The sequence below is a fragment of the Halorubrum sp. Atlit-8R genome (assembly GCF_003666025.1).
In the GTDB taxonomy this organism is placed as follows: Archaea; Halobacteriota; Halobacteria; order Halobacteriales; family Haloferacaceae; genus Halorubrum; species Halorubrum salinarum.
The window spans coordinates 738038-761869 of sequence record NZ_QPLV01000001.1 but is presented as its reverse complement, the minus strand read 5'-3'; the positions used below and the strand labels follow the sequence as shown (position 1 = coordinate 761869).

Annotated in this window: 27 protein-coding genes and 1 tRNA gene; 15 read left to right on the top strand and 13 right to left on the bottom strand. The window is 71.8% G+C overall.

Going from position 1 to position 23832, the window contains the following annotated elements; translation table 11 throughout:
• Positions 1 to 62: 62 nt before the first annotated feature.
• Together DVK05_RS03695 and DVK05_RS03690 are read right to left on the bottom strand one after the other, a co-directional pair.
• The gene (locus DVK05_RS03695; RefSeq protein WP_121562052.1) at positions 63 to 1379 is read right to left on the bottom strand and encodes an MFS transporter; all 1317 of its coding nucleotides are present in this window, start codon (positions 1377 to 1379) and stop codon (positions 63 to 65) included.
• Positions 1380 to 1478: 99 nt separating this feature from the next.
• On the bottom strand, positions 1479 to 2159 hold the full coding sequence (locus tag DVK05_RS03690) for a thioredoxin domain-containing protein (protein WP_121562051.1): 681 nt from the start codon (positions 2157 to 2159) through the stop codon (positions 1479 to 1481).
• Positions 2160 to 2272: 113 nt separating this feature from the next.
• On the opposite strand from DVK05_RS03690, the gene DVK05_RS03685 reads away from it, so the two are divergent.
• Entirely contained in the window at positions 2273 to 2653 is a 381-nt protein-coding gene (locus DVK05_RS03685) for a DUF5779 family protein (protein ID WP_121562050.1), read from the top strand.
• Between the two features lie 37 nt (positions 2654 to 2690).
• Here DVK05_RS03685 and DVK05_RS03680 read toward each other — a convergent pair whose 3' ends face one another.
• Positions 2691 to 4307, bottom strand: coding sequence for a long-chain-fatty-acid--CoA ligase (locus DVK05_RS03680; protein ID WP_121562049.1), 1617 nt, complete (start codon positions 4305 to 4307; stop codon positions 2691 to 2693).
• 99 nt (positions 4308 to 4406) lie between these two features.
• Between DVK05_RS03680 and DVK05_RS03675 the strand changes: the two genes are divergently transcribed.
• The 4 genes from DVK05_RS03675 to DVK05_RS03660 all read left to right on the top strand — a co-directional run bounded on the left by DVK05_RS03675 (position 4407) and on the right by DVK05_RS03660 (position 7037).
• A complete protein-coding gene (locus DVK05_RS03675) occupies positions 4407 to 4643 on the top strand; it encodes a hypothetical protein (protein ID WP_121562048.1) in 237 nt (78 codons plus the stop codon).
• A gap of 214 nt (positions 4644 to 4857) precedes the next feature.
• A tRNA-Met gene (locus DVK05_RS03670) sits at positions 4858 to 4932 on the top strand.
• Between the two features lie 225 nt (positions 4933 to 5157).
• Positions 5158 to 5769 carry a translation initiation factor IF-2 subunit beta gene (locus DVK05_RS03665; RefSeq protein ID WP_121562047.1) on the top strand — a complete coding sequence of 204 codons (612 nt, stop codon included), beginning with the start codon at positions 5158 to 5160 and terminating at the stop codon, positions 5767 to 5769.
• A 92-nt stretch (positions 5770 to 5861) separates the two neighbouring features.
• Positions 5862 to 7037, top strand: coding sequence for a Xaa-Pro peptidase family protein (locus DVK05_RS03660; RefSeq protein WP_121562046.1), 1176 nt, complete (start codon positions 5862 to 5864; stop codon positions 7035 to 7037).
• A gap of 10 nt (positions 7038 to 7047) precedes the next feature.
• Here the strand turns inward: DVK05_RS03660 and DVK05_RS17245 are convergent, their stop codons facing one another.
• From DVK05_RS17245 to DVK05_RS03650, 3 genes are all read right to left on the bottom strand, one after another.
• A complete protein-coding gene (locus DVK05_RS17245; protein ID WP_199712277.1) occupies positions 7048 to 7200 on the bottom strand; it encodes a hypothetical protein in 153 nt (50 codons plus the stop codon).
• An 88-nt stretch (positions 7201 to 7288) separates the two neighbouring features.
• Positions 7289 to 9655 (bottom strand): ATP-dependent DNA helicase, encoded by a 2367-nt coding sequence (locus DVK05_RS03655; RefSeq protein ID WP_121562045.1) that lies wholly within the window; start codon positions 9653 to 9655, stop codon positions 7289 to 7291.
• Between the two features lie 107 nt (positions 9656 to 9762).
• Positions 9763 to 10419: an HAD family hydrolase gene (locus DVK05_RS03650; protein WP_121562044.1), complete on the bottom strand. Its 657-nt coding sequence runs from the start codon at positions 10417 to 10419 to the stop codon at positions 9763 to 9765.
• 137 nt (positions 10420 to 10556) lie between these two features.
• Between DVK05_RS03650 and DVK05_RS03645 the strand changes: the two genes are divergently transcribed.
• Positions 10557 to 11006, top strand: coding sequence for a TIGR00725 family protein (locus DVK05_RS03645; RefSeq protein ID WP_121562043.1), 450 nt, complete (start codon positions 10557 to 10559; stop codon positions 11004 to 11006).
• 35 nt (positions 11007 to 11041) lie between these two features.
• Here DVK05_RS03645 and DVK05_RS03640 read toward each other — a convergent pair whose 3' ends face one another.
• On the bottom strand, positions 11042 to 12205 hold the full coding sequence (locus tag DVK05_RS03640; RefSeq protein WP_121562447.1) for a HAMP domain-containing sensor histidine kinase: 1164 nt from the start codon (positions 12203 to 12205) through the stop codon (positions 11042 to 11044).
• A gap of 107 nt (positions 12206 to 12312) precedes the next feature.
• On the bottom strand, positions 12313 to 13467 hold the full coding sequence (locus tag DVK05_RS03635; RefSeq protein ID WP_121562042.1) for a cobalamin-independent methionine synthase II family protein: 1155 nt from the start codon (positions 13465 to 13467) through the stop codon (positions 12313 to 12315).
• A gap of 183 nt (positions 13468 to 13650) precedes the next feature.
• Here DVK05_RS03635 and DVK05_RS03630 point away from each other — a divergent pair, with 183 nt between their 5' ends.
• Together DVK05_RS03630 and DVK05_RS03625 are read left to right on the top strand one after the other, a co-directional pair.
• Complete coding sequence (locus DVK05_RS03630; protein ID WP_053772234.1) at positions 13651 to 13851, top strand: hypothetical protein; 201 nt, start codon at positions 13651 to 13653, stop codon at positions 13849 to 13851.
• Positions 13848 to 14063 (top strand): hypothetical protein, encoded by a 216-nt coding sequence (locus tag DVK05_RS03625; protein WP_121562041.1) that lies wholly within the window; start codon positions 13848 to 13850, stop codon positions 14061 to 14063. Before DVK05_RS03630 ends, DVK05_RS03625 begins: the two co-directional genes overlap by 4 nt.
• Before the next feature lie 41 nt (positions 14064 to 14104).
• Here DVK05_RS03625 and dph2 read toward each other — a convergent pair whose 3' ends face one another.
• Both dph2 and DVK05_RS03615 read right to left on the bottom strand, forming a co-directional pair.
• A complete protein-coding gene (dph2, locus tag DVK05_RS03620) occupies positions 14105 to 15148 on the bottom strand; it encodes a diphthamide biosynthesis enzyme Dph2 (RefSeq protein WP_121562040.1) in 1044 nt (347 codons plus the stop codon).
• 93 nt (positions 15149 to 15241) lie between these two features.
• Complete coding sequence (locus tag DVK05_RS03615) at positions 15242 to 15940, bottom strand: hypothetical protein (RefSeq protein ID WP_121562039.1); 699 nt, start codon at positions 15938 to 15940, stop codon at positions 15242 to 15244.
• A 104-nt stretch (positions 15941 to 16044) separates the two neighbouring features.
• Here DVK05_RS03615 and DVK05_RS03610 point away from each other — a divergent pair, with 104 nt between their 5' ends.
• From DVK05_RS03610 to DVK05_RS03595, 4 genes are all read left to right on the top strand, one after another.
• Positions 16045 to 16704 (top strand): alpha/beta hydrolase, encoded by a 660-nt coding sequence (locus DVK05_RS03610; protein WP_121562038.1) that lies wholly within the window; start codon positions 16045 to 16047, stop codon positions 16702 to 16704.
• Positions 16705 to 16773: 69 nt separating this feature from the next.
• Entirely contained in the window at positions 16774 to 17148 is a 375-nt protein-coding gene (locus DVK05_RS03605; protein ID WP_121562037.1) for a YlbF family regulator, read from the top strand.
• Positions 17149 to 17245: 97 nt separating this feature from the next.
• Positions 17246 to 17944, top strand: coding sequence for a P-loop NTPase (locus DVK05_RS03600; protein ID WP_121562036.1), 699 nt, complete (start codon positions 17246 to 17248; stop codon positions 17942 to 17944).
• Positions 17945 to 18048: 104 nt separating this feature from the next.
• Positions 18049 to 18669, top strand: a complete 621-nt coding sequence (locus DVK05_RS03595; RefSeq protein ID WP_121562035.1) for a transcriptional regulator — start codon at positions 18049 to 18051, stop codon at positions 18667 to 18669.
• 24 nt (positions 18670 to 18693) lie between these two features.
• Here DVK05_RS03595 and DVK05_RS03590 read toward each other — a convergent pair whose 3' ends face one another.
• Together DVK05_RS03590 and DVK05_RS03585 are read right to left on the bottom strand one after the other, a co-directional pair.
• Positions 18694 to 18954, bottom strand: a complete 261-nt coding sequence (locus DVK05_RS03590; protein WP_121562034.1) for a hypothetical protein — start codon at positions 18952 to 18954, stop codon at positions 18694 to 18696.
• A gap of 139 nt (positions 18955 to 19093) precedes the next feature.
• Positions 19094 to 20029 (bottom strand): peptidylprolyl isomerase, encoded by a 936-nt coding sequence (locus DVK05_RS03585; protein ID WP_121562033.1) that lies wholly within the window; start codon positions 20027 to 20029, stop codon positions 19094 to 19096.
• A 174-nt stretch (positions 20030 to 20203) separates the two neighbouring features.
• Between DVK05_RS03585 and cyaB the strand changes: the two genes are divergently transcribed.
• On the top strand, positions 20204 to 20770 hold the full coding sequence (gene cyaB / locus DVK05_RS03580) for a class IV adenylate cyclase (RefSeq protein WP_121562032.1): 567 nt from the start codon (positions 20204 to 20206) through the stop codon (positions 20768 to 20770).
• A 15-nt stretch (positions 20771 to 20785) separates the two neighbouring features.
• On the opposite strand, the gene DVK05_RS03575 is transcribed toward cyaB, so the two are convergent.
• Complete coding sequence (locus DVK05_RS03575; RefSeq protein ID WP_121562031.1) at positions 20786 to 21289, bottom strand: MaoC family dehydratase; 504 nt, start codon at positions 21287 to 21289, stop codon at positions 20786 to 20788.
• Positions 21290 to 21631: 342 nt separating this feature from the next.
• Here DVK05_RS03575 and DVK05_RS03570 point away from each other — a divergent pair, with 342 nt between their 5' ends.
• Together DVK05_RS03570 and DVK05_RS03565 are read left to right on the top strand one after the other, a co-directional pair.
• Positions 21632 to 22492 carry a CoA ester lyase gene (locus DVK05_RS03570; protein WP_121562030.1) on the top strand — a complete coding sequence of 287 codons (861 nt, stop codon included), beginning with the start codon at positions 21632 to 21634 and terminating at the stop codon, positions 22490 to 22492.
• 69 nt (positions 22493 to 22561) lie between these two features.
• Positions 22562 to 23815: a Glu/Leu/Phe/Val dehydrogenase gene (locus DVK05_RS03565; RefSeq protein WP_121562029.1), complete on the top strand. Its 1254-nt coding sequence runs from the start codon at positions 22562 to 22564 to the stop codon at positions 23813 to 23815.
• Positions 23816 to 23832 lie beyond the last annotated feature (17 nt).

Here is a 23832-nt window from a genome sequence, read left to right as displayed (position 1 = left end):
GAAACGGGGCGCGCGACGAAGGCGGTGCGTCGACCGCGTCGCTCGGGCCCCTCGGAGCGACATCACCCCTCGGCGCCGAGCCGGCCGACCACGCCCGCGCCGGGCGAGATGGACCGGACCGCCGGCAGCAGCGCGAGCGCGATGGCCAGCTCCAGCCCGCCGACCGCGAGGAACGCCGGCGTGTAGCCGAACGCCTCGGTAGCGCTCCCACCGATCAGGAACCCGGTGAGGAACCCGAGCGAGCCGAACACGTTGAACAGCCCCATCGCCGCGCCCCGCACCTCGGGCTCGACGAGGTCGGTGACGAGCGCCATCGTCGCCGGCGCCATCAGCGCGCCGCAGACGCCGACCAGTACCATCAGCCCCGCGGCGACCGGGTAGACCGGCGCGACGCCGACGCCGATCGTGACGACGCCGTAGGCGAGCGACCCGGCGACCACGGGGAGAAAGCGACCGATCCGGTCGGAGAGCGCGCCGAACGGCGACTGGAGGAGCGCGAAGGGGACGAAGAAGAGCGCGAGCGTCGCGCCCGCGCCGGCCGCCGAGAGGCCGAACGTCGCCGGGTCCTGGAAGTAGTACACCCCGACGAGGGCGAAGAACCCGGCCGTGAGCCGGTCGACGAACCCGAACGCGAGCGGGACGAGGAGGCCGGGCGTCGTCCGGGCCCGCGCGAGCACGTCGGCGAAGCCGGCCTCGTCGGTCGCTCCGGCGTCCGCGCTCCCCTCCGTCGACCCCGTCGCCGCCCGGTCGTCGACGGTCGCCGCGAGCAGCCCCGCCCCGCCGAGCACGACGGCGCCGGCGTACACCGGGTACAGCGCGCCGAGCCCGGCGAGCGACCCGCCGACGACCGATCCGACCGCCGCGCCGAGGCCGATGGCGAGCCCCGCGGCGCCCATGTTGCGGCCGTTGCCGCCGCGGAGGTCCATGAGGAGGGTGATAGAGAGGGAGAACGCGCCGATGGTGAGCGCGCCGCCGACGGCCCGCACAAGGAGCGCGGCCCCGAAGTCGAGCCCCAGGGCCGGCAGCGACGCGAGCGCGACGTACGAGCCCGCGCCGCCGAGGGCGCCGGCGACGATCAGCGGGACCCGCCGCCCGAGCGCGTCCGAGAGCGCGCCCCAGACGACCGCGAACGCCACGAACGCGCCGAACTCCGCGACGAGGAACCACATGCCGGCGTCGATGCCGGCGGGCGCGCCGAGCGCGACGACGAGGTCGGGCACGCCAGGGTAGAGGAGGACCTGCGAGATCAGCACCGCGAGGACGACCGCGCCGAGCCGCCGGCGGTCGGCGGCGTCCGCGTCGCCCGCGACGGCGCCCGCGTCGACCGAGCGGTCGCCGCCGGCGGCCTCGGTCGCGGGGGAGGGGTCGGCGTCGCTCATCTACGTATAAAACGAGTCGAACGGTCAAAAGACCGACGCTCCGGGAAGATCCGCCCGAGACGGGACGATAACGGCGCTCTCCGGTCGATCGGCCGCGCCTCAGAGCTCGGACTCGATCGCGGCGGCGATCGACTGGGCCCCGTAGCCCTCCTCGACGGGGCTCCCGTTCACGAAGATGGTCGGCGTCCCCTCGACGCCCATCGACGCGCCCTCCGCCCGGTCGTCGGCCGACGCCTGGCCGAACGCCGCGAACCGGGCGTCGGACAGCACCGCGCAGGGGTCCGCGCCGGCGGCCTCCGCGGCGGCGCCGAGCGTCTCCCCGCTGTAGCTCCGCTGCGACTCGTAGGCCGCCGTGGCGAACTCGAAGAACGCCTCGTCGCCGTTCCGGGCGCCGACGCCGCGGGCCGCGCTGGCGACGGGGACCGCCCACGTCTCGTCGACCGGGATCGGGAAGTCCCAGTGCTCGTACCGGATCTCGCCGGGCTCGATGTACTCGTCGCGGATGACCGGGAAGTGCTCGAGCTTGTAGCTCGCGCAGTGCCCGCAGGTGAAGTCCTCGAACGCCCGGACGACCACGTCGGCGTCCGGGTCCCCGAGGGTCGGCCGGTAGTCGAGGTCCGGGTCCGACGGCTCCGTCAGGTCGCAGTCGTACTCGCCGGTGTCGAGTTCCACGCCGCTGAGGTCGAGGGTCGTCCCCCCGCCGCCGCCGAGACATCCCGCCGCGCCGACGACGCCGACCGACGCCGCGCTCGCGAGCAGGGACCGCCGCGTGCGTTCCATATCCGTGGTGGGGTCGGCGCGCACTTAACGACTCCGCGACTCGACGGCGCCCCCGGCCGCGGGCGGTCGGACCGCTCCCGAACGCTTTTGCCGTCCCCTGTCGACCCCCACGTATGAGCGACTGGGACCTCGACCTGCGGGACGCCGAGGCGAAGATGGACGAGGCGTTCGCGGCGGCGGGCGACGTCGTCCTCGGCGTCTTGGACGGCACGACCGACCCGGAGGAGTGGGTCCGCAGCGTCGACTACGGGAACACGCTGGTGTTGTCGATAGACGGCGACCTCAACGAGCTCGCCGCGCCCTTCGCGCGCGACGTGAAGGACATGGACGGGGAGCTGATGCACTTCCGGGGCTTCCTCGTCGTCACGCCACCGGGCGTGAGCATCGACACCGACCGCCTGAGCGACTCCGGCGGCGAGGAGTCGGACGGATCAGCGGGCGACGAGCCGGACGACACGGACGACACGGACGAAATCGACGGCGGCGGGGACTGAGTCGAGCCGAACGCCTCCCGACCGCGGCGAGTGACCGCTACCCCTCGCCGACCATCCGCTCCTCCTCGTCCCACTCGCGCTCGCGCAGCTCGTACTTCTGGATCTTCCCGGTCGCGGTCGTCGGGAGCTCCGCGACGAACTCCACCTCGCCGGGCGTCTTGTAGTCCGCGACGCGCTCGCGGACGAACGCCTTCAGTTCCTCGGGCGTCGCGCCCGCGTCGTCCGGGTCGCCGCTCGCCGGGACGACGAACGCCTTCGGGGTCTCGCCCCAGCGCTCGTCCGGAGCGGGGATGACGGCCACGTCGGAGACGGCCTCGTGTTCGAAGAGGGTGTCCTCCAGTTCGATCGAGGAGATGTTCTCCCCGCCGGAGATGATGATGTCCTTCTTGCGGTCCTGGATCGAGACGAACCCGTCTTCGTCGACGACGGCCAGGTCGCCCATGTGGTAGTACCCCTCTAACCGCTCGGAGAACGCCTGCTCGGTGGCCTCGGGCTTGTTCCAGTACCGGTCCATCACCTGGTTGCCGCGGACGACGATCTCGCCGATCGTCTCGCCGTCGGCGGCGACGTCCTCGCCGTCCTCGTCGACGACGCGCACGTCCGTGCCGAGGTAGCCGATCCCCTGCGTCTTCTTCACCGCGAAGCGGCCGTCGGCGCCCTCGTCGAAGTGGCGCTTCGCGTCGGAGGTGGTGATGAGCGGGCCCGTCTCGGTGGCGCCGTACACGTGTTTGAGGTCCCACCCGAACTCCTCCTCGACGGTGCGGATCGTCGCCTCCGGCGGCGCCGCGCCAGCGGTGGCGACGCGCACGTCGTTGTCGCCGGTCGTCTCGCCGCCGTGTTCGGCGTAGTGGTCGCCGAGCATGTTGAGGACGGTCGGCGCGGCACAGAAGTACGACACGTCCTCCCCGCGGATCCGATCGAACGTCTCCGCGACGTCGACGCCGCGAGTACAGACGTGGCGGGCGCCCATCCCCGTGATCGCGTAGATGTGGCCCCAGCCGTTGACGTGGAACATCGGCAGCGTCCAGAGGTACACGTCGTCGTCGGTGATCTCCTGGTGGATCGAGATGAGGTACGCGTGGAGCGTCTCGGCGCGGTGCGTGCGGCAGACGCCCTTCGGGTCGCCGGTGGTCCCCGAGGTGTAGTTGATCGTGATCACGTCGTCCTCGTCCATCTCCGGGCGGTCGTAGGCGTCGGGGTCGGCGTCGTCGAGCGCCGCGTCGAACGACTCCCAGTCGCCCTCGACCGCGTCGGCGTCGTTCGTGAGGAAGGTCTCGGTCGGCACCTCGTCGCGGATCGCCTCGATCCTCTCGGCGTACTCGGCGTCGGCGTAGATGGCGTCGACGCCCGCGTCCGAGAGCATGTACGAGAAGTCGTCCGGCGTGAGCCGGTAGTTCAGCGGCGCGTGGATCGCGCCGACCTGCATCGCGCCGTAGGCGGCCTCCAGGTGGTAGTGCGTGTTCGGGTCCAGCACGGCGACCCGGTCGCCCTTCTCGATGCCGCGCGCCTGAAGCGCGGCGGAGAACCGGTCCGCGCGGTCGCCGAGCTCGGCGTACGTGTACCGCGTGCCGTCGACCGCGAGGACGGCCTCCTCGTCGGCGTAGTGGCGTCGCGCCCGGTCTAAGAAGTCCGTCGTCAACAGCGGCTTGTTCATCGTCTATCACTATCGATGATGTGTAAAATCGTTTGCGGCCGCCGCAAGGGAGCGGCGGTCGCGGGAGGCTTTTCACGGTCGGCCGCACAGAGAGGGAAAATGACCGACGAGACCGGCGGGTCGCCGCTCGGCGAGGGGTACGTGATTCCGATCGCCGGGCTGCTGGCGTTCGCGTTCGCGCTGATGGCGGGGCTCACCGCGCAGCGGGCGCTCTCGGGCGATCCCGCCGATGTCGGGGTGACCGTCGGCCTGGCGCTCGTCGCGGTCCTCGCGCTCCGGATCCGCACGAAGGCCGTTGCGGCGCGGGAGGGCGACGCGGAGGAGGGCGAGGCGTGACCGGGCTGGACAGGTGTGAAAGAAGCAGGACGGGAGCGGAACAGGAGCGGGACGGGAGCGGGACGGGAGCGGAACGGGGACGAGACGGGAGCGGGGGGAAGTATCGATCGCGGCGGCCCGTGCGAGGGCGCGCGACCGCCGCGGACGCGTGGACGAATCGCACACCGGCGTCGGGATCAGAACCCTTAACAGTCGCACGCGATTTTGCTACGGTAGCGGGATGGGATAGCCAGGAGATTCCGCCGGGCTCATAACCCGGAGATCGGTAGTTCAAATCTACCTCCCGCTATCTTCTGTCGACGACCGTGAACGGCGAGCGTAGCGAGGCGTGAGCGCCGTCGTCGACGAGATAGCCTCGGAGAAGATTTGAACCAGGGAACGGAGTGACCGTGGTTCAAATCTACCTCCCGCTACTTCTGGCCGGCTGCCACCTTCCTAGCGTCGTCTCTCTCCGCTCGGCGCCGCGGCCACCGAACCCGGAAGCGATTTCCGTCGCGCTGTCGTTTCGTCGGGTATGGATTACGAATCGAGCCTCGACCGCGCGATGGATGCGGTACCGGACCTCGGGGGGTCCGACGAGCGGCTGTCGGTCCCCGACCCAGAATGGCAGAAAGACGGGGCGTTCACCCGCCTGACGAATCTCTCCGGGATCGCCGACGCGCTGAGCCGCGAGCCCGAACACGTCCACTCGAAGATCCAGCAGGAGCTGGGGACCGCGGGCCAGTACGAGGACGGCCGCGCCCGCTACAGCGGGAACTTCCGCGAGCGCGACTTCCAGGCCGCGATCGACTCGTACATCGAGTCGTTCGTCACCTGCTCGGAGTGCGGCCTCCCGGACACGCGACTGGAGACCGAGAACCGGACGCCGATGCTCCGCTGTGAGGCCTGCGGGGCCTTCCGACCGGTGGCGAAGCAGAACACCTCCAACACCCAGCGGCAGGAGGACGCCGTCGAGTCGGGCAACACGTACGAACTCGAGATCGTCGGCACCGGCCGCAAGGGCGACGGCGTCGCCGAGCGCGGCGAGTACACCATCTTCGTCCCCGGCGCGCAGGAGGGCGAGACCGTGACCGCCTACATCAAGAACGTCTCCGGTAACCTCGCATTCGCCCGTCGCGAGGACTGAACCGCCGGCGCGGCCGCCGCGCCGGGGACATTCCCGCGGTGCGGCCGTTCCGCTACCCGACCGTTTATCGGCCCGTTCGCACATCTTGAGGCATGGCCACGAAACTCCCCGAGTCGGCCTTCGACGACCGGCTCGCCGCGGTCCGAGATCGGCTCGCGGCGACCGACGCCGACGCCGCGACGTGGGTGGGCGCGACGGCGATCGAGTACCTCACCGGCTTCCACCACATCCAGACGGAGCGGCCGGTGGTCCTCGCGGTCACCGACGACCGCGTCGAGATCACCGTCCCGCGGCTGGAGGTCGAGCGCGTCGAGCCCAACCCGCGGATCGACGCCGTCCATCACTACTTCGATTACCCCGGCGGCGAGCCGGTCGCGGTCGCCGTCGAGATGCTGGACGGGCTGGGCGCGGACGCGGTCGCCGCGGACGCGGACGGGCCGCCGGGCGTGATGGGGTACGAGGGCCCCGCCTTCTCCGAGTCGCTCGACGTCGAGACGCAGTCGTGGGTCGACCGGATGCGCTGGGCGAAGTCCGACGCCGAGGTCGACCTGATCCGCGAGTCCGCGAAGTGGGCGAACCTCGGCCACCGCCACCTCGCCGACTACTCCGAGCCGGGCGCGCACCCGGCGACCGTCTCGCAGCGGGCGTCGACCGACGCCTCCCGCGCCATGCTCGACGCGCTCGGGGACAACTACGCCGTCCGCGTCCGCGGCGACGGCCCGGTCCACGCCGGCTACATCTCCGGCGAGGAGACGGCGCTGCCGCACGGCCACACGCCGAACGAGCGGCTCGCCGAGGGCGACGTGCTCGTCACCGGCGCGACGGCGAACGTCGACGGCTACCGCTCCGAGCTGGAGCGGACGATGTTCGTCGGCGACTACGACGACGAGCAGGAGCACTACTTCGAGCTGATGTTGGAGGCGCAGACGCTCGCCATCGACGCGCTGGGGCCGGGCGTGCCGGTCGCCGAGGTCGACCGGGTCGTCTGGGAGTACTTCGAGGAGCAGGGCGTGACCGACCTCGCGCAGCACCACGTCGGCCACAACATCGGCCTCGGCGCCCACGAGCCGCCCTACATCGACCGCGGCTGGGGCGAGCGCTACGACGGCGACGACGCGGTGATGGCGCCCGGACACGTCTACACCATCGAGCCCGGCCTCTACACGGACGAGTACGGCTACCGGCACTCGGACACGGTCGCGATCACCGAGTCGGGCACGGAGCGGCTCACCAACTACCCGCGCGACATCGACTCGAACGTCGTCTGAGCGCGGGCGCTCAGGCGATCCGCTCGACTGCGACCCGGTGGCCGGTGTCGGCGACGTGGTCCTGACCGAGCGCCTCCGCGTCCGTCGAGGCGTCACAGAGGCGTTCGAGGGGACACTCGCGACAGACGACGTGGTAGCGTTCGGCTTCGAACGAGGAGTACATACCCCCTACACTCTCCCCCCGCAGCATAGTTACGAGCACCGTACCGCCCCGATAGTCAGTCCCTACCACGCGGCGAGGGGCGCCCGCGTCACTCGGGCGTCGCCGAGGAACGCGACTCGAACCGGTCGAGCGCGACCTCCAGCATGTCCGGGCTGACGGGCTGGTACTCCTCGCGCTCGTGCGCCGGGAGGTACTCCCGGACGCCGTTCCACGAGTCGCGGGCGTAGCGGGCGTCGAGCAGGACGCGGACGCCCCGCTCGTCGGGCCCGCGGATGACGCGGCCGACCGCCTGCCGGGCCTTCCGCACGGCGGGGACCGTGAGCGCCGTCTCGAACCCGGACTCGAACCGGCGGTCGTAGGCGGTGATGACCGCCCGCGTCTGCGGCCGCGCCGTGTTGATGATCGGGACGCCGCAGACGACGGCGGCAGCGAGGCGGTCGCCGCGGTAGTCGACGCCCTCCGTGAGCGTGCCGCGGAGGCTCGTCACCAGCACCTTCCCCTCGCCGGCGAAGAAGTCGTCCTTCAGCGACTCCGTCTCGCGGTCGCCGGAGGACTCGTCGAGCAGGACCGGCTTGTCGAGCCGCGCCGAGAGCGACTCGGCCATCCACGTCGCCTCGGCGTAGCTCGGGGTGCCCACGAGGACGTTCCCGTCGCGGCGCGCGACCGCGGCCGTCGCGTCGAGGTGCGCGAGCCGCGTCGGGTTCTCCTCGCCCGGCGCGCCGCGGTTCTGGTGGGTGAACTTCGGCGCGTCGACCGCGAGGCTCGCGCGGTTCTCCGGCGGGAACGAGAGGCCGTACGTCCGCTCGACGACCGGGCGACCGCGCTCCGCGAGGTGGTCGAGCCCGGTCACCTCCCGGAACAGGTCCATCGGCTCCAGCGTCGCGCTCATGAGGACGCCGCCGCCGAACTCCGCGAGGCGGTCGCCGATCGGCTCGCTGGGCAGGCAGTTGTGGAGCGCGAGCCGCGCGTTGTACGCCCGGCGCCACGAGTCCGGCGGCTCCGTCTCGTCGAACGTCCGTTCGAGCTCGATCGCCCGGAAGAAGTCGGTGTGTCCCTCGCGGTACCAGGCGTTGAGGGTGCGGCCGACGCCCGGGGCCGCGCGCTGCTTGTCCTCATCCTCCAGCGAGTCGAGGACGCGCTTGACGACCGCGCCCACCTGCTCGGCGCGCGCCCAGACGCGCTCGCCGTGCCCCTCGCTGTCCGCCCAGGCCGTGATCTCGTCTTCGCCCGGCTCCTCGGGGTCGCGGAGCGGTATCTCCTCGTCGTCGAGGTCGCGCATCGACGCCCGCCAGTCCGGGCGCTCGCGGTCGAGGTGCGCGGTCACGCGGCGGTCGAGCTCGCCGCGGAGGTCGGCGTAGAACTCGCGGACGGCCTCGATCTTCTCGACGGTCACGTCCGCGTCCGCCAGTTCCCCCCGGACGAGCGCCGCGTCCTCGGACTCCGCGCCCGCCGACTCGAACGAGAGCGGCTGGACGACGCGGGTGAGCTCGTTCTCGGCGTCGCGGAGGCTCGCGTCGGCGACGGCGTCGCTGACGAGGTCGCGGACGCGGGGTTCGAGCATGTGCGCCTCGTCGCAGACGACGAAGGTGGAGTCGTCGAGGAGCGCGCCGGTGAACGTCCCGGTCGTCACGGGGTCGAACGCGTGGTAGTAGTTGCCGATCACGACCTCAACCTCCGGGACCAGCGCGCCCATGATCGAGTGCGGACAGGAGCCGTGGCCCGCGGCGAGCCGGACGAGCTCGTCGGCGTCGACGTGGCCGAGCTCGGTGACGTCGAACGGGACCGCCTCCGCGGGGTCGCCGTCGTCCGGGAGGTCGTCGAGGAAGCCGGCGTAGAACGGACAGAACTCGACGTCGTCGTACTCCTCGGTGTCCGGGCAGTACGGGGTCGGCTCGCCGTCGACGGAGAGGTAGTCGGCGGCGGACCCGTCGGCGGCCGGGCCGGCGTCGGCCCCCGAGTCCATGAGCCCGACCTGCTGGCTGCGCGCCTCGCTCACGAGGTTCGAGGTCGTCGTCGCGCCCCCGTCGCCGACGAGGTTACGGGTGCGCTCGCGGAGCCCCTCGCAGCGCTCGTACACGTTCTCGCGGTCGATCCCGCCGCGGTTCTCCCGCGCGTACGGGCAGACGTCCGCCTTGCCGACGAGGGTGAGCCCGGAGACCGGGTCGTAGTCGTCCGGGAGGTCGTCGTTTATTGTCCGCAGGTCCGTCTCGAACTGCCGAAGCTGCTGTTTGACGCTGGTGAGGACGAAGACGCGCTCGAAGTCGGAGTCCGGGTCGCGGACGCGGTCGAGGCCCGCGGTGAGCGCGAGCATCGTCTTCCCCGTCCCGCAGGCGCCCTCTAAGGCGAGGAAGCCGCCGTCGGCGGCGGCCTCGACGGCGGCGTCGATGCCGTCGGCCTGTTCGGGGTACGGTTCGGGGTGGCCGAAGAGGTCGGCCCACGGGGGCGAATCGGTCACGAGGGCGAGTTACGCGGCATCCGAGTTAAACGCTTCATCGGCGGCACGGCGCGCGGTCCGCGACGCGTCGCTGTCGAGGGTGAGGGTGCGGCGGGAGCGGTGCGGCCTCACTCCACGATGTCGTGGAGGTCGGAGAGCCGCTCTATCTCCCAGGTCGGCCAGACGTTCAGCTCCCAGTCGCGGCGGTGGGGACGGCGGATGAACGCCGAGTCGATGCCGGCGTTCTCGGCGGCGCGCACGTCCGACTCGTTGTCGCCGACGAACAGGGCGTTGTCGGCGTCGAGATCGCCGAGCGCCTGCTCGATGTAGTGGGGGTTCGGCTTGCGGAGCTGGAGCGAGTGGATCGTCGGCTCGCGGCCGTAGGCGGCGCCCATGCGGTCGAAGCCGTCGAAGTGGTCGACGAGGAAGTCGACGGTCGCCTGCTGGTTCGACGAGACGATCCCCATCTGGACGTCGAGGTCCTGGAGCTCGTCGAGGTCGTCGTACGGGGTCTTGCGCCCCTCGCGGGCCTCCTGCTGTTGGGCCCGCGACACCACGTCGTCGCGCGTCCGCCAGAACGACCCCGGATCGAGGTCGTACGTCTGACAGACGGTGCCGACGCTGCCGGGGGTCGCGCCGATGGTCATCTGCTCTACGTCGTCCGGATCGGGCTCCTCGACGCCGCACTCTTCGAACGCGTCCCGGGTCGCGTCCCGGAGCACGTCGAAGCGCGTGCGGCCCACGAGGACACCGTCGTTGTCGAACACGACGGTATCGTACGTCATAGCACCCATTCACGGCGAGGCGGGATAAGGGTTTCAGTGGCGGTCTCACCGGCGAGAATCGACGCGGGCCCCCGTCGCTCCGTCGACGGCCGAGAGGCGTCGGGCGGTTTTACCCGCTCGCGGGCCGTGGGCCCCGTATGCGCGTCAGCGTCATCGGCGGGAGCTCGGTCGGTCCGGAGACCGCGGCGGTCGCGGAGGCCCTCGGCGAACGGCTCGCGGAGCGCGGTCACGTCGTCGTCTGCGGCGGGCTGGGCGGCGTCATGGAGGCGGTCTGCCGCGGGGCCCGCACGGCCGGCGGCGAGACGATCGGGATCCTCCCGACTGACGACCGCGCGGACGCGAACCGACACGTCACGACCCCGATCGCGACGGGGATGGGCCACGCGCGCAACGCGCTCGTCGTGATGAACGGCGACGCCGCGGTCGCGGTCGACGGCGCGGGCGGCACGCTCTCCGAGATCGGGCTCGCGCTCGCGCAGGGGCGCCCCGTGGCCGGGCTCGACACGCACGCGGTCGACGGGGTCGAGGCGGTCGACTCGCCCGCGGCGGCGGTCGAGTACGTCGAGCGGGCCGCGCGGACGGACTGATCCGAGCGACGGGCTACCCGGTCGGCCCGGCGGCGTCAGTCGACCTCCTCGACGCCGGTCACCTCGAACCGGGCGCCGCCGCGCGAGCCCTCCGCGACGGCGACCTCCCAGCCGTGAGCGCTGGCGACCTCGGTGACGATGCTGAGCCCGAAGCCCGTTCCGTCCGGGTCGGTCGTGTACCCCACCTCGAACACGCGGTCGCGCTCGCTCTCCGGGATCCCCGGCCCGTCGTCCTCGACGAAGAACCCCGACGGGAGGACGGCGGCGGCGCGCGTCGTCGTGTACATCGGCGAGATGTCGCCGACGACGACGGTCACGTCGCCGCCGCGGTCGGCCGCGTCGCCGGACGCCGTCCGGCCGCCTGTCGAGCCGTGCTCGACGCTGTCGTCGGGCTTCGGCCGACTGCCCGTGGAACCGTGTTCCACGCTGTTCCGGAACAGGTTCTCCAGGAGCCGCTTCAGGCGCCCGCGCTCCGCGAGGATCTGCCGGTCGGCGTCGACGACGAGCGTCGCGTCGCCGGTCGCGACGTTCGCCCAGCACTCGCGGGCGACGGCCGACAGGTCGACCGGTTCGAGCTCGCCCGGCTGCTCGCCCTGCTTCGCGAGCGTCAACAGGTCCGCGATCAGTTCGAGCGTCCGGTCGACCGCCGACGCCGCGGCGTCGACGTGGGCGAGGTCCCCCTCGCTTCGGGCCAGGTCGAGCCGCCCCTGCGCGACGTTGAGCGGGTTTCGCAGGTCGTGCGAGACGCCGTGAACGAGGCTCTCGAGGCGGTCGCGCTGTCGCTCCGCCTCCTCCAAGGCGCGGGCGGACGCGACGGCGTTCGCGATCCGGCGGGCGAGGACCGGGGTCCGACCCGGGTCGGCGCAGCCCCGCGCGACGTCCGTGGCGCCCGCGTCGAACGCCTCGGCGACGGCCGACGCGTCGAGCGACTCGGCGGGACAGAACACGATCGGGAGCGCCGGGCGTCGGTCACGGACCGTCTCGACGGCCGGGATACCGGTCGGCTCAGCGGGCCGGCCGACCGCGACCACGCAGTCGACGGGCGAGTCACCGACGAGTTCCAGCGCGGCGTCGACCGTCGCGACCGGTTCGACGGCGAGACGGTCGTCCGCGCGTTCCAGTGACGCCCGCAGTTCCTCCGCGCGATCGGGCGCCCCCGCGACGAGGACGGCGGCGATCGAACTCCTTTGCGTGGACATCGCGGACAACCCTCGCTGAGCGGTCGTCCGCTTAGGTGATAAACGTTAGCGGGGTACGCGGCGGTCGCGGGATCGCTTCGCGGTGCGTCGCGGACCTCGCGGGCCGTTCACGCGAGCCGGTCGCTCGCGATCGCGGCACCCTCGACGAGCGCCTCCAGCTTCGCCCACGCGATCTCGGGGTCGACCATGCCGAGCCCCGCCTGCGTGCCGAACCCGCAGTCGGGCGCGGCGACGAGCGGCGTCCCGTCGTCGACCGCGTCCGCGACGCGCTCCAAGCGGTCCGCGATCGCCTCGGGGTGGTCGATGATGTTCGTCTTCACGTCGACGACGCCGGGGATGAGCGTCCACCCGTCGGGGACGGGGTGCTCGTCGAACGCGCGGTACTCGTGCTGGTGGCGCGGGTTCGCCTGCTCGACGCTGAGCCCGGTGATGTCGGCCTCGTAGATCAGCGGCAGCATCTCGGCGAGGTCGGTGTCGAGGTGGTGCGGTCCCTCGTAGCTCCCCCAGCAGGTGTGGAGCCGGACCTGCTCGGCCGGCACGTTCGCGAGCGCCTCGTTGAGCGCCTGGACGTGGAGCCGCGTCGCGTCCTTCGCGGCGTCGAGAGGCTCGTCGGCGTACGCCGCGGTGTGGCCGACCGTCAGCAGTTCGGGGGCGTCGATCTGGAGGGTGAGCCCGGCGTCGGCGACGAGCTCGTACTCCGTCTTCATCGCCTCGGCGACCGCGAACAGGTACTCCTCGTAGTCCCCGTAGTGGTCGTCGACGTGGGTCGCGGTGACGACGCTCGGCGACGCCGCGGTCATGAAGGCGCCGTTGACGTCGCGGTCCGCGGCCGCGAGCGCGTCGGTGAACTCGTCGATCTCCGCCTCGGCCTCATCGCGGCCCGTGTACTCGATCGCCTCCGTGACGACCGGGTGCATCGAGAGGTCGATCACGTCCGTTTTGAACGTCTCCTCGGCGTAGGAGGGGAACTCCTGGAGGTCCGCCCAGAGTTCGGTCTCCCGCTTCCCGTCGATGCCGCTCAGCCGGTCGGCGACGTACCAGTTGAACGAGACCCGAGACTGCTCGCCGTTGTTGATCGAGTCGAGGCCGACCTCGACCTGTCGGTCGACGACGTCGCGGGTCGCGTCCCCGACGGTCTCGTCCCACTCGTCCGGGTCGACCGCCTCGCCGTCCTGACGGGCGGTGAGCAGGTCGAGTAGTTCCGGCGGTCGCGGCAGGCTACCGATGTGCGTGGTGGAGATGTGGCCGTCGTTCGTCGTCATCGAGAGGGATCACGGAGCGCTCCCCCAAAAGAACGGAGGATCCGGCGGAACCGGCGCGGTCGGCGCCGCGACACTGAGGTTCCCGACCCCGTTCGCCCCGCGCTGAACCGGCGGCGCGCGGCGCGAACCACGGTAATTAGATGTAATTAAGATTTATCAGTCCGCGGCGAAATCGATCCGGCAATGAGCGACTACACCACGATCTCGCTGCGGAAGGAGTTCGTCGCGGACGTGGAGGCGTACATCGAGGACGAGCCGTTCGGCTCGGTCAAGGAGTTCGTGAAACACGTCGTCGTCCAGGAGATGGAGTCCGACGAGGGGGTTTCAGAGGCGGAGGCGAAACAGATCGCCCAGAAGCTCCGGGAGCTGGGGTACATGGAATGAGCGGGCGGCACCGGACGGCCGGGTCGAGCGCTCTCGACGAAATCGAGCGCGCCGACCTCCTCCTGCTCGCCATCCCGCTTGCCTTCTGCGTCGCGTACGCGGCCGCGTCGCTCGTCGCCCGGGGGTACACGGTCCCCGTCGCCGGCGGATCGCTCGCGGCCGGCGCCCTCGTGGTCGACGGACTCTTCGTGAACCCGCCGGACGAGGCGTAACCTGGGCTGCGAAAAAGTTCGAAGGACGCCTGCGCGCCGCCCTACCAAGTGTCGTGGAACGTGTCGAACTCGATCGAGTCGAGCGGCTTCTCGCCGATTGCGGCCTCGTACTCGCCGGGCGTCAGCATCGGCTTGTGGAAGCGCGGGCCGTCGTCGGTCGTGATCCGCGGACAGCCGGTGTTGACGAACGCGTCCATGTCGAAGTTGCGCAGGCGGTCCGGCGTCACTTCGTCCATGGTGATCAGGTAGGCGTTCTCGTTGTTGTCGACGATCTCCTGGGCCTTCTCCCAGCGGCCCTGCCCGATCTTCGTACAGAAGATGACGCCCCACTTCTCGGCGTCCATCGCCTTGTGGACCGCGGCGTAGCGCTGCTTGAGGAACTGGTCGTGTTCCGCGACCGAGACGGCGTTGTTGACGGGGTCGGCGATGACCACGCGCTTGTCCGGGTGCTCCATCGCGAGCCCGACCGGGTGGAACTTCCCGCCGCCGACGTACAGCACCTGCTCGGCGTCGATGTCCGCGGAGGCGTAGTTACAGCCGAGCACCTGCCCCTCCTTGGTGAGGCGGTCGTCGCCCCGGCGGGTGTGGACCTCGTAGCCGCGCTCCTCTAACCAGTCGGTCATCTCCTCGAAGCGGTTCATGTGCTGGGCCGTCGTGACGAGCCCCACGTCGGCGTCCTCCTCCGGCGGCGCCAGCTCCTCCGCCAGCGCGTCCTCCATGATCGGGAACGGGTCGACGTTGGAGAAGAGGGGAACGTAGACGATGCTGTCGGACTCCTTCATCGGCGTGTGGCCGAAGTGGACGAACACGTCCGTCCGGCGCATCAGGTACGTGTCGAGGTCGCAGGCGCCGTAGCAGGGCTGCCCGGAGAGCATGAACGTCACGTCGTCGGGCGCGACCTCGCGGAGGTCGTCGGCGACCTTCGGGCCGCGGCGCTTCAGTCCCTCGGGGAACTGGAGGCCGACCTTCGAGGCGTCGCGCTCCTCGATCGCCTCGAGGATTCGGTCGAGTTCGTAGTCCCACTCGCGGTCGTGTTTCAGGGCCATCCCCGTCTTCGTCAGGTCGCCCTCCGTAGAGCCGCTCATGTCGAGCGAATTGTGCGGCAGGACGGTTAAACGGCGCGTTCGACCCCGAGCGTCGTTCCGGGCGGTCGCGACCGTCGCCTTCCCGCCGGGAGTTCAGGGGCCGTCGCCGGCGAGCAGTCGGGCGATCCAGGCCCGCGGACCGGGGAGGACCGCGCCCGCCTCGACCGCGACCGGATCGCGGTCGACGTCGAGCGAGAGTCGCTCCGCGTCGTCGGCGTCGGCGGTCTCGCGGGACCAGACCAACCCCGCGTCGGAGCCGCCGGGCGCGTCGCCGCGGACCGCCCACCCCGGCTCGCCGCGGACCGTGAGGCGGTCGGCGGCGAGGTACCGCGATCCCTCGCCGCCCATGACGAACGGCGTCGAGGGCGAGGCGGGCGTCAAGGGGGTGAAGACCGCGACGCCGAGGTGTCGCTCCGTCGCGTTCGGGTCGCGGTAGTCGACGACGAGCGTCTCGCCGTCGAGCCGGGCGCTGAGGTCCCTCGGCTCCGCGACGCCGTCCCGGGCCGCCTCGGCCGCGACCGCCCGGCGGAGGGACTCGTTCGCCGCGAGCGCATCCGCGCCGGCCGCGAGGTCGGCGCGCGCCCGCCAGGTGGTCGAGCCGTTCGCGTGAATCGTGACGGTCAGTTCGCTCTCGCCGGCGACCACGCGCTCGCCGCTCGGCGCGGTCCGGTCGAGGTCGCAGACGCCGCACACCGGCGTCGGCGGTGCGCGGGCGTCGACGGCCGGGACGGCGACCGCCGCGGTCGCGCAGAGGAGCAGTGCGACCAGCAGGGGGAGGGCGCGGGGACGCATGCGAGGGCGCTACTCCGGGAGCGGGCAAGTATCCTGTGGCGCCCCGAGAGGACGCGCTGCCGCGGCCGACGGACCTAACCGCCGCCCTCGCCAACCGCGCACCGATGACCGACATTCCGCTGGAACACGTTCACGTCGCGCCGGACGACGAGGCCGACGGCGAGCCCGCGCCCGCCGTCTTCGTCCTCCACGGCCGCGGCGCCGACGAGGAGGACTTGCTCCCCGTCGCCGCCGAGCTACCGGGCGACCGCCACGTCGTCAGCCTCCGCGCGCCCGACCCGCTCCAGGGCGGGTACACGTGGTACGAACTCGACCTCTCGGCGGGCGGCCTGGAGTCGAGCCAGCCGGACGCCGAGGACTTCCGCCGGAGCCTCGATCTGATCGTCGAGAGCGTCGAGGGCGCCGTCGACGCGTACGGGCTCGACGCCGACCGGATCGGCCTGCTCGGGTTCAGCCAGGGCGCGATCACGAGCCTCTCGCTCCTCCTCGAAGCGCCCGACCGCTACGCGTGGGTCGTCGCGCTCCACGGGTACCTGGCGGAGTCGCACGCCGACCTCGACCCGGCGGGCATCGAGGGCAAGCCAGTCTTCGTCGGCGCGGGCGCCGGCGACCGCGTGATCCCCGAGTCGCGGACGCAGGCGGCGGTCGACCGGCTCGACGCCGTCGGCGCCGACGTCGCTCACGGGAGCTTCCCGGGCGGGCACGGCATCGGCCCGCAGGAGCTCGAAGCGGTCGTCGAGTTCGTCGGGTCGCAGACGGCGTAGGGCGCGCGGGGAACCGACTCGGAGCCCCGGCTCCGGCAGGTTCAAACCGCTCGCCCACGACGTTCGGGTATGAGCGTCGAACAGGCCTCCATCGAGGACCTCGGCCGAGAGCTCGGCGAGCGGATCGCCGAAACCCCGGAGTACGAGCGCTTCGAGGAGGCGAGAGCCGCGGTCCAGCGCGACGAGGAGGTCCAGCAGCGAATCGACGAGTTCGAGCAGCTCCGCGCGGAGTTCATGCAGGCCCGGCAGACCGGGCAGGCGACGAACGCCGAGCTCCAGCGCGTCCAGGAGGCGCAAGACGAGCTCCACTCGATGCCGGTGATGAGCGAGTACCTCGACGCGCAAGAGGAACTGGAGGACACGCTCGAAGCGGTCAACGAGGCCATCTCGGAGCCGCTCGCGGTCGACTTCGGCGGCGAGGCCGGCGGCTGCTGTCAGGACTGACCGCGGGCCGACCCGCCGTTGACTGCGGCGGAGAGATCACCGCACCGCGGAGCGTCACCGACCGACTCCTTATCCCGGATCCCGACCCACCCCCGCCGTGATAGCCGTCGCCGGCGGGAAGGGCGGAAGCGGAAAGACGACGACTACCCTCGGGCTCGCCCGCGCGCTCTCGCGGCGCGGCGCGCCGGTGGTCGCGGCCGACGCCGACTGGGACCTGCCGAACCTCGCGCGGTTGGCCGCGGAGACCGGCGCCGAGTCGCCGACGGCCGACGCGGGCGGCCGCGCCGACGGGACGGCGACGCGGACCGTTCTCGACGCGGTCCGCGAGGCAGAGCCGCTCCGCCCGGACCGCTCGGCTCCGACGGTCCTCGCGGCGCCGGACGCGCCGCGATCGGTCGACGCCGGCGCAACCTTCGACGCCCTCGCGGGGTCGACGCCCGACGGTGCGCCCGTGTTGCTCGACAGTCCGGCGGGGGCGTCGCCGGACGTGGCCGCGCCGCTGCGTGCGGCGGACCGCGCGCTGATCGCGACGCCGCTCAGGCGCGCCGCGCTCCGCGACGCCGCGAAGACGGCGGCGATCGCCCGGCGGCTCGGCTGCCCGCCGGTCGGCGCGGTCGTGATCGGGGAGGCGAGCGTACCGGACCGAGTGGCCAGCCTGCTCGGCTGTCCCGTCCTCGGCGCGATCCCGGACGGCGGCGGCGCCCCGCTGTCCGACCCGGCCGTCCGGAGCGCGTACGACGACCTCGCCTCGCGGCTCTGCGAGACCGCGGCGGCGAGCGGGTGGCAGGTCGCGTGAGGATCGCGCCCACGGGCGACGCCGGAGCGGCGGACGACGGGGTCGCGACCGGCCGAGAGGGCCGCCATCGACAGACCCAAGCCTCCACGGGCGGCAGCGATCGTATGGAGACGCTTCCGACTGGGATCTCGGTGCTGGACCGACAGTTCGGCGGGGGGCTCCCGAGCGGTAGCGTCGTCGTGTTGAAGGCGAACCCGGACAGCCAGTCCGAGCTCATCCTAGATCGGTTCGCCAGGGTCCGCCGGTGTCGCTACCTGACCACCGTCCGCTCCGCCGACGCGGTGGAGGCGTCGCTGAGCGGCGACGGCGACGAGGAGACGACCGTCGAGGCTCCGACGGAGGCCGGCGACCTCGACGAGGCCGCGGCGCTGACCGGCGACCTCCCCGAGGCCGGCACGCTGATCGTCGACTCCGTGGAGCCGCTGGAGGACGGCGCGGCGCCGGCGGCGTACGCCGAGTTCCTCGACGACCTGCGGTCCCGGGTCGACGACGCCGGCGGGGTCGCGCTGCTCCACGCGCTCCGCGGCGGCGAGGACCCGCGGACGCGGCGGGTCACGGAGCAGGTCGCGGACGTGGTGTTCGACCTGCGCACGACCGTCACCGGGACCGAGATCGCGAACCGCCTCGTCGTCCCCAAGTTCCGGGGCGGCGCGGCCCTCGAAGAGCCGCTGAAGCTGAAGCTCACGGACACTGTCGCGGTCGACACGAGCCGCGACATCGCCTGACGCGGGCGGCCGCCCCGACGCGGATTACAGCGCCGCGGACGCGAGGACCACGAGGACGCCCGCGACGGCCGCCGCCATCGCCCAGTTCCGCGCGGTGTCGAACGCGCCGTACGGCCCGCCCTTCCGCGAGAAGAGGTACAGCGCGTAGACGGCGAGCGGCGCCAGCGTCGGCAGCGTCGCCACGGAGACGACGCCGGTGAAACTCGACAGCAGCGCGACCGCGACCGTCGCCGCGCCCGCGACCCCGGCGACGACCGCGTCCTCGCGCGCCCGTTCGATCTCCATACTCGGTGTGGACGCGGCGGCGGCCAAAAGGGATCCGTTTGCCGGACGCCCGCTCACCGGCAAGTCGTCCGCCGCATGCGTGCGAGAGCCGCCGCTCGGCGAGGGAAAGAACGGCCGACCCGAGGCCGGCAGAAGCGGGTTACTCTTCGTCGATCTCGTCGACGATCTCGTCGGCGTCGACGTCGACGTCTTCGAGCGCCTCCTCGATGTCGACGTCGCCGGCGCCGGCGCCGCCCATGCCGCCCATCATGCCGCCGAGACCGCCCATGCCGCCGCCCTCGATGACCTCCTCGATGACCACGCGGTCGAGGTCGAGGCGGTCCATGAGGTCCTGCGCGATCTGCTGTTTCTGGAACATCCACTGCTGGTTCATCTGCATCGCCTGCGTCGCCGTGACGTAGAGGACCTCCTTCTCGACCTCCTCGGTCTCGACGGTCTCCTCGCCGTCGTCGTCCTCGGTGACGGTCTCCTCCTCCTCGGTGACCGTCTCGATGCGGACCTCCGGCGCCTCCTGGAGGTACATGCCGAGCATGCCGGACGCCTGCTCCTCGCGGTCGTCGATGACTTCGAGGATCTCGTACTCGTACTCGAGGTCCTCGCCGGCGAGCGGGTGGTTGAAGTCGACGCGGGCGCGGCCGCCGATGATCGTCTCGAGGTGGCCCTGCTGGTTGTCGATCTGGACCTGCGCGCCGGGGTAGCGGCTGTCCTCGGGGATCTTGTCGGCCTTGACCGTCTCGACCTCGTCGGGGTCGTACTCGCCGAAGGCGTCCTCGGCGGGGACGTCGACCGTGCCCTCGTCGCCGACGGCGCCGCCGATGAACGCCTCCTCGACGGAGGGGAACACGTGGCCGGCGCCGAGCGCGATGATGCGGGGCTCGAACTCGTACTCGTCGACGTCGATCTCGGCGTCCTCGGCCGTCTCCTTGTCGGTCGTGTCGATGACGCGGTCGTCGTCGGCCGTGCGGATCGTGTACGCGACGCGGACGAAGTCGCCGTCTTCGAGTCCGTCGGCGTCAGTCTCGGTCTCGGTCTCCTCGGCCTCCTCGGCCGCGTCCGCTTGCTCCTGATCGCTCATACCTGAAGGTCACCTGTTACACCCTTAAGAAGCACGGTTCGGCCCGAAGCCCGCCGGCGAACGGGAGACAGCGGCGGTTCGGCGGACGACGCGCCCCCCGAGGGCCGGCGGTGCCGTCCCGGACCGCCGCGGAGTCCCGCGCCGCTTATGAACGCCCCGACCGCACCCTCGGGCATGTACGAGGTCGAGATCAAGGTCCCGGCCGACCTGGACGCGACGCGGGAGCGCCTCCGGGAGGCCGGCGCCGAGCGCGTCGGCGCCCGCCGGCAGCGGGACACCTACTACGACGCGCCGCACCGCGAGTTCGCCGAGACCGACGAGGCGCTCCGGATCCGCCGCGAGGTCCCGCTCTCGAACGGCGAGGCGACCGACGAAGAGGCGGCGACGGTCACCTACAAGGGGCCGCTCCTCGACGACGCCTCGAAGACGCGCGCCGAACACGAGACCGGCGTCGACGACGGCGAGGCCCTCGACGCGGTCCTCTCGGGGCTCGGGTTCGAGCCGGCGGCGACCGTCGAGAAGCGGCGCGAGTTCTGGGCGTACGACGGGTTCACCGTGACCCTCGACGCCGTGACGGGCCTCGACGAGTACGTCGAAATCGAGCGGGCAGTAGAGACGGAGGCGGAGGTCGACGCGGCGCGCGAGGCGGCGGTCGCGGCGCTCGACCGACTGGGCCTCGACGCCGACGAGCAGGTCCGGACCTCGTACCTCGGGCTGCTGCTGGCCGCGGCGGACGACTGAGGCCGAAGGACCGCGTCAGTCGTTCCCGTCGCTCCCGTCGTCCCCGTCGCTCCCGTCGTCCGCCGGCCGCTTCTCCGAGAGGACGGTCCGCTCGAACTCGCAGACGAGGACGTCGTCGTCCCCGTCGATGACCTTGAACGCCTCCACGCGCATCGTGACGACGCCGCGCTCGCCGTCGCTCGTCTCCCGCTTGTCGGTGACCGTCGACCGCGCGCGGATCGTGTCGCCGTGGAAGACGGGGTTCGGGTGCTCCACCTCGTCGTACGACAGGTTCGCGACGATGGTCCCGTCGGTCGTCTCCGGGATGGAGAGGCCGACCGCGAGCGACATGGTGTACAGGCCGTTCACCAGCCGCTCGCCGAACTGCGTCTCGGCGGCGAAGTCGCCGTCGAGGTGAAGCGGCTGCTGGTTCATCGTCATGTCGCAGAAGCGCTGGTTGTCCGCCTCGCTGATGGTCCGCCGCTTCGCGTGATCTATCGTCTCGCCGACCGCGAACTCCTCGTAGTACAGTCCGGGCATGGCCGCCCGCTCGGCCGGCGCCGTGAAATCGGTACCGCTCCGTACTGGGGGACCGTTCGTAGTGACTCCGTCCGAGAGGCATTCGATGGTTCGTAAGTACCCGCCAGCGGATCGGCGGTGACTACCGCTGAAGCCCCGCCCAACCGCGACCGCACAGCACCTCACACCTCCCCAGCCTCGTCAGTCGCCCTCGCTTCGCTTCAGGCGACCGACTCCCTCGCGCGTGCGACTCGCGCCGCGTTGCGGCGCTCGTCGGCACGCGCCACCGCACCGTCCTCGTTACATATAAATCGTCCACCGCAGACGCCCACGATTTATGTCCGCCGGCGGGGAGGCCCCGACATGGCCAGACGAAGCCTGCTGTTCTCGCCCGGCGACAGCCCCGACCTCATGCGGAAGGCGCCCGGGGCCGGCGCCGACGTGATCTGCTTCGACCTCGAAGACGCCGTCGCTCCCGGCCGGAAGGACGAGGCGAGGGCGGCGGTCCGCGAGGTGCTCTCCGACCCGGATTTCGACCCCGACGCGGAGGTCTGCGTCCGGCTCACCGCCGAGTCGCCCGCGGCTGATCTGGACGGCGTCCTCGACGGGGGCGACCCCTCGAACGAGTCGGTCCGCCTCGACGCGGTGATGCTCCCGAAGGTCGAGGCCGCCGACCGGGTCGAGCGCGTCGCCGCGCTGTGCGCCGAGCGCGGGCGCGACCCCGCCGTGTTCGCGCTCGTCGAGACCGCCGCCGGCGTGCTCTCGGCGCAGTCGATCGCGGCCGCGGACGCGACCGACGCGCTCGTCTTCGGCGCCGAGGACCTCGCCGCCGACGTGGGCGCGACCCGGACCGACGAGGGGACCGAGGTGCTGTACGCCCGCGAGCACGTCGTCCTCGCGGCGAGCGCGGCGGGCGTCGACGCGCTCGACACGGTGTTCACGGACTTCTCCGACGAGGCGGGGCTCCGCGAGGACGCGGCGTTCGCGCGGCGGCTCGGCTACGACGGGAAGCTCGCCATCCACCCCGCGCAGGTGGGCCCGATCACCGAGGCGTTCACCCCGGACCCCGAGGACGTGGAGTGGGCCGAGCGGGTCCTCGACGCGCGCGACGAGGCGGAGCGGGCGGGGAAGGCCGTCTTCCAGGTCGACGGCGAGATGATCGACGCCCCGCTCATCGCGCAGGCGGAGCGGATCCTGGACCGCGCGCCCGACGCCGACCGGTAGCGTCCGCCCGCCGCGGGATCGTCCGGGTCGTCCGTCACAATTAACCCCCGTCCACCAGCACGTACTGGCATGTCTTCTGAGGCGAACCCGTTCGAGAGTCTGCGAGAGCAGGTGGACGACGCCGCGTCGGTCGTCGACGCCGCCCCGGGCGTCATCGAGCGCCTGAAGAACCCGGAGCGAGTGCTGGAGACGAACCTCACGTTCGAGCGCGACGACGGCTCGCTGGAGACGGTGCGCGCCTACCGCTCGCAGTTCAACGGCGACCGCGGCCCGTACAAGGGCGGCATCCGCTATCACCCGGGCGTCACCCGCGACGAGGTGAAGGCGCTGTCCGGCTGGATGGCGTACAAGTGCGCGGTCGTCGACGTTCCCTACGGCGGCGGGAAGGGCGGGATCGCCATCGATCCGGCCGACTACTCCGAGGGGGAGTTAGAGCGCATCACCCGGGCGTTCGCGACCGAGCTGCGCCCCCTGATCGGCGAGGACCGCGACATCCCCGCGCCCGACGTCAACACCGGCCAGCGGGAGATGAACTGGATCAAAGACACCTACGAGACCCTAGAGAACACCACGGCGCCCGGCGTCATCACCGGAAAGGCGCTCGACTCCGGCGGCAGCGAGGGCCGTGTCGAGGCGACGGGGCGCTCCGTGGCGCTGTCGACGCGCGAGGCGTTCGACTGGCTCGACCGCGACCTCGAGGGCGCGACGGTCGCCGTCCAGGGGTACGGCAACGCCGGCTCCGTCGCCGCCGCGCTGCTCGACGACCTCGGCGCGGACGTGGTCGCGGTGTCCGACTCCTCCGGCGGCGTTCACGACCCGGACGGCCTCGCCCCGCGCGACGTGAAGGCGCACAAGTCCGAGACCGGGTCGGTGACCGGCTACCCGGGCGCTGACGCGCTCACGAACGACGAGCTGCTCACGCTCGACGTCGACTGCCTCGTCCCGGCCGCGCTGGAGAACGCGGTCGACGAGGCCCTCGCGAGGGACGTCGCTGCCGACCTGATCGTCGAGGCCGCGAACGGCCCGCTCACGCCCGGGGCCGACGACGTGCTCGCCGGGCGCGACGTCCACGTCGTCCCCGACATCCTCGCGAACGCGGGCGGCGTCACCGTCTCCTACTTCGAGTGGGTCCAGAACCGCCAGCGGTTCAGCTGGACCGAGGAGCGCGTCAACGACGAGCTCGAACGGGTGATCACGGACGCGTTCGACACCCTGGTCGACACCTACGAGTCGAACGAGGTCGACACCCTCCGCACCGCGGCGTACGTCGTCGGCATCGGTCGGATCGTGGACGCGTACGACCAGGCCGGCAGCTGGCCGTAGCGGTCGCCGCTCCCCGT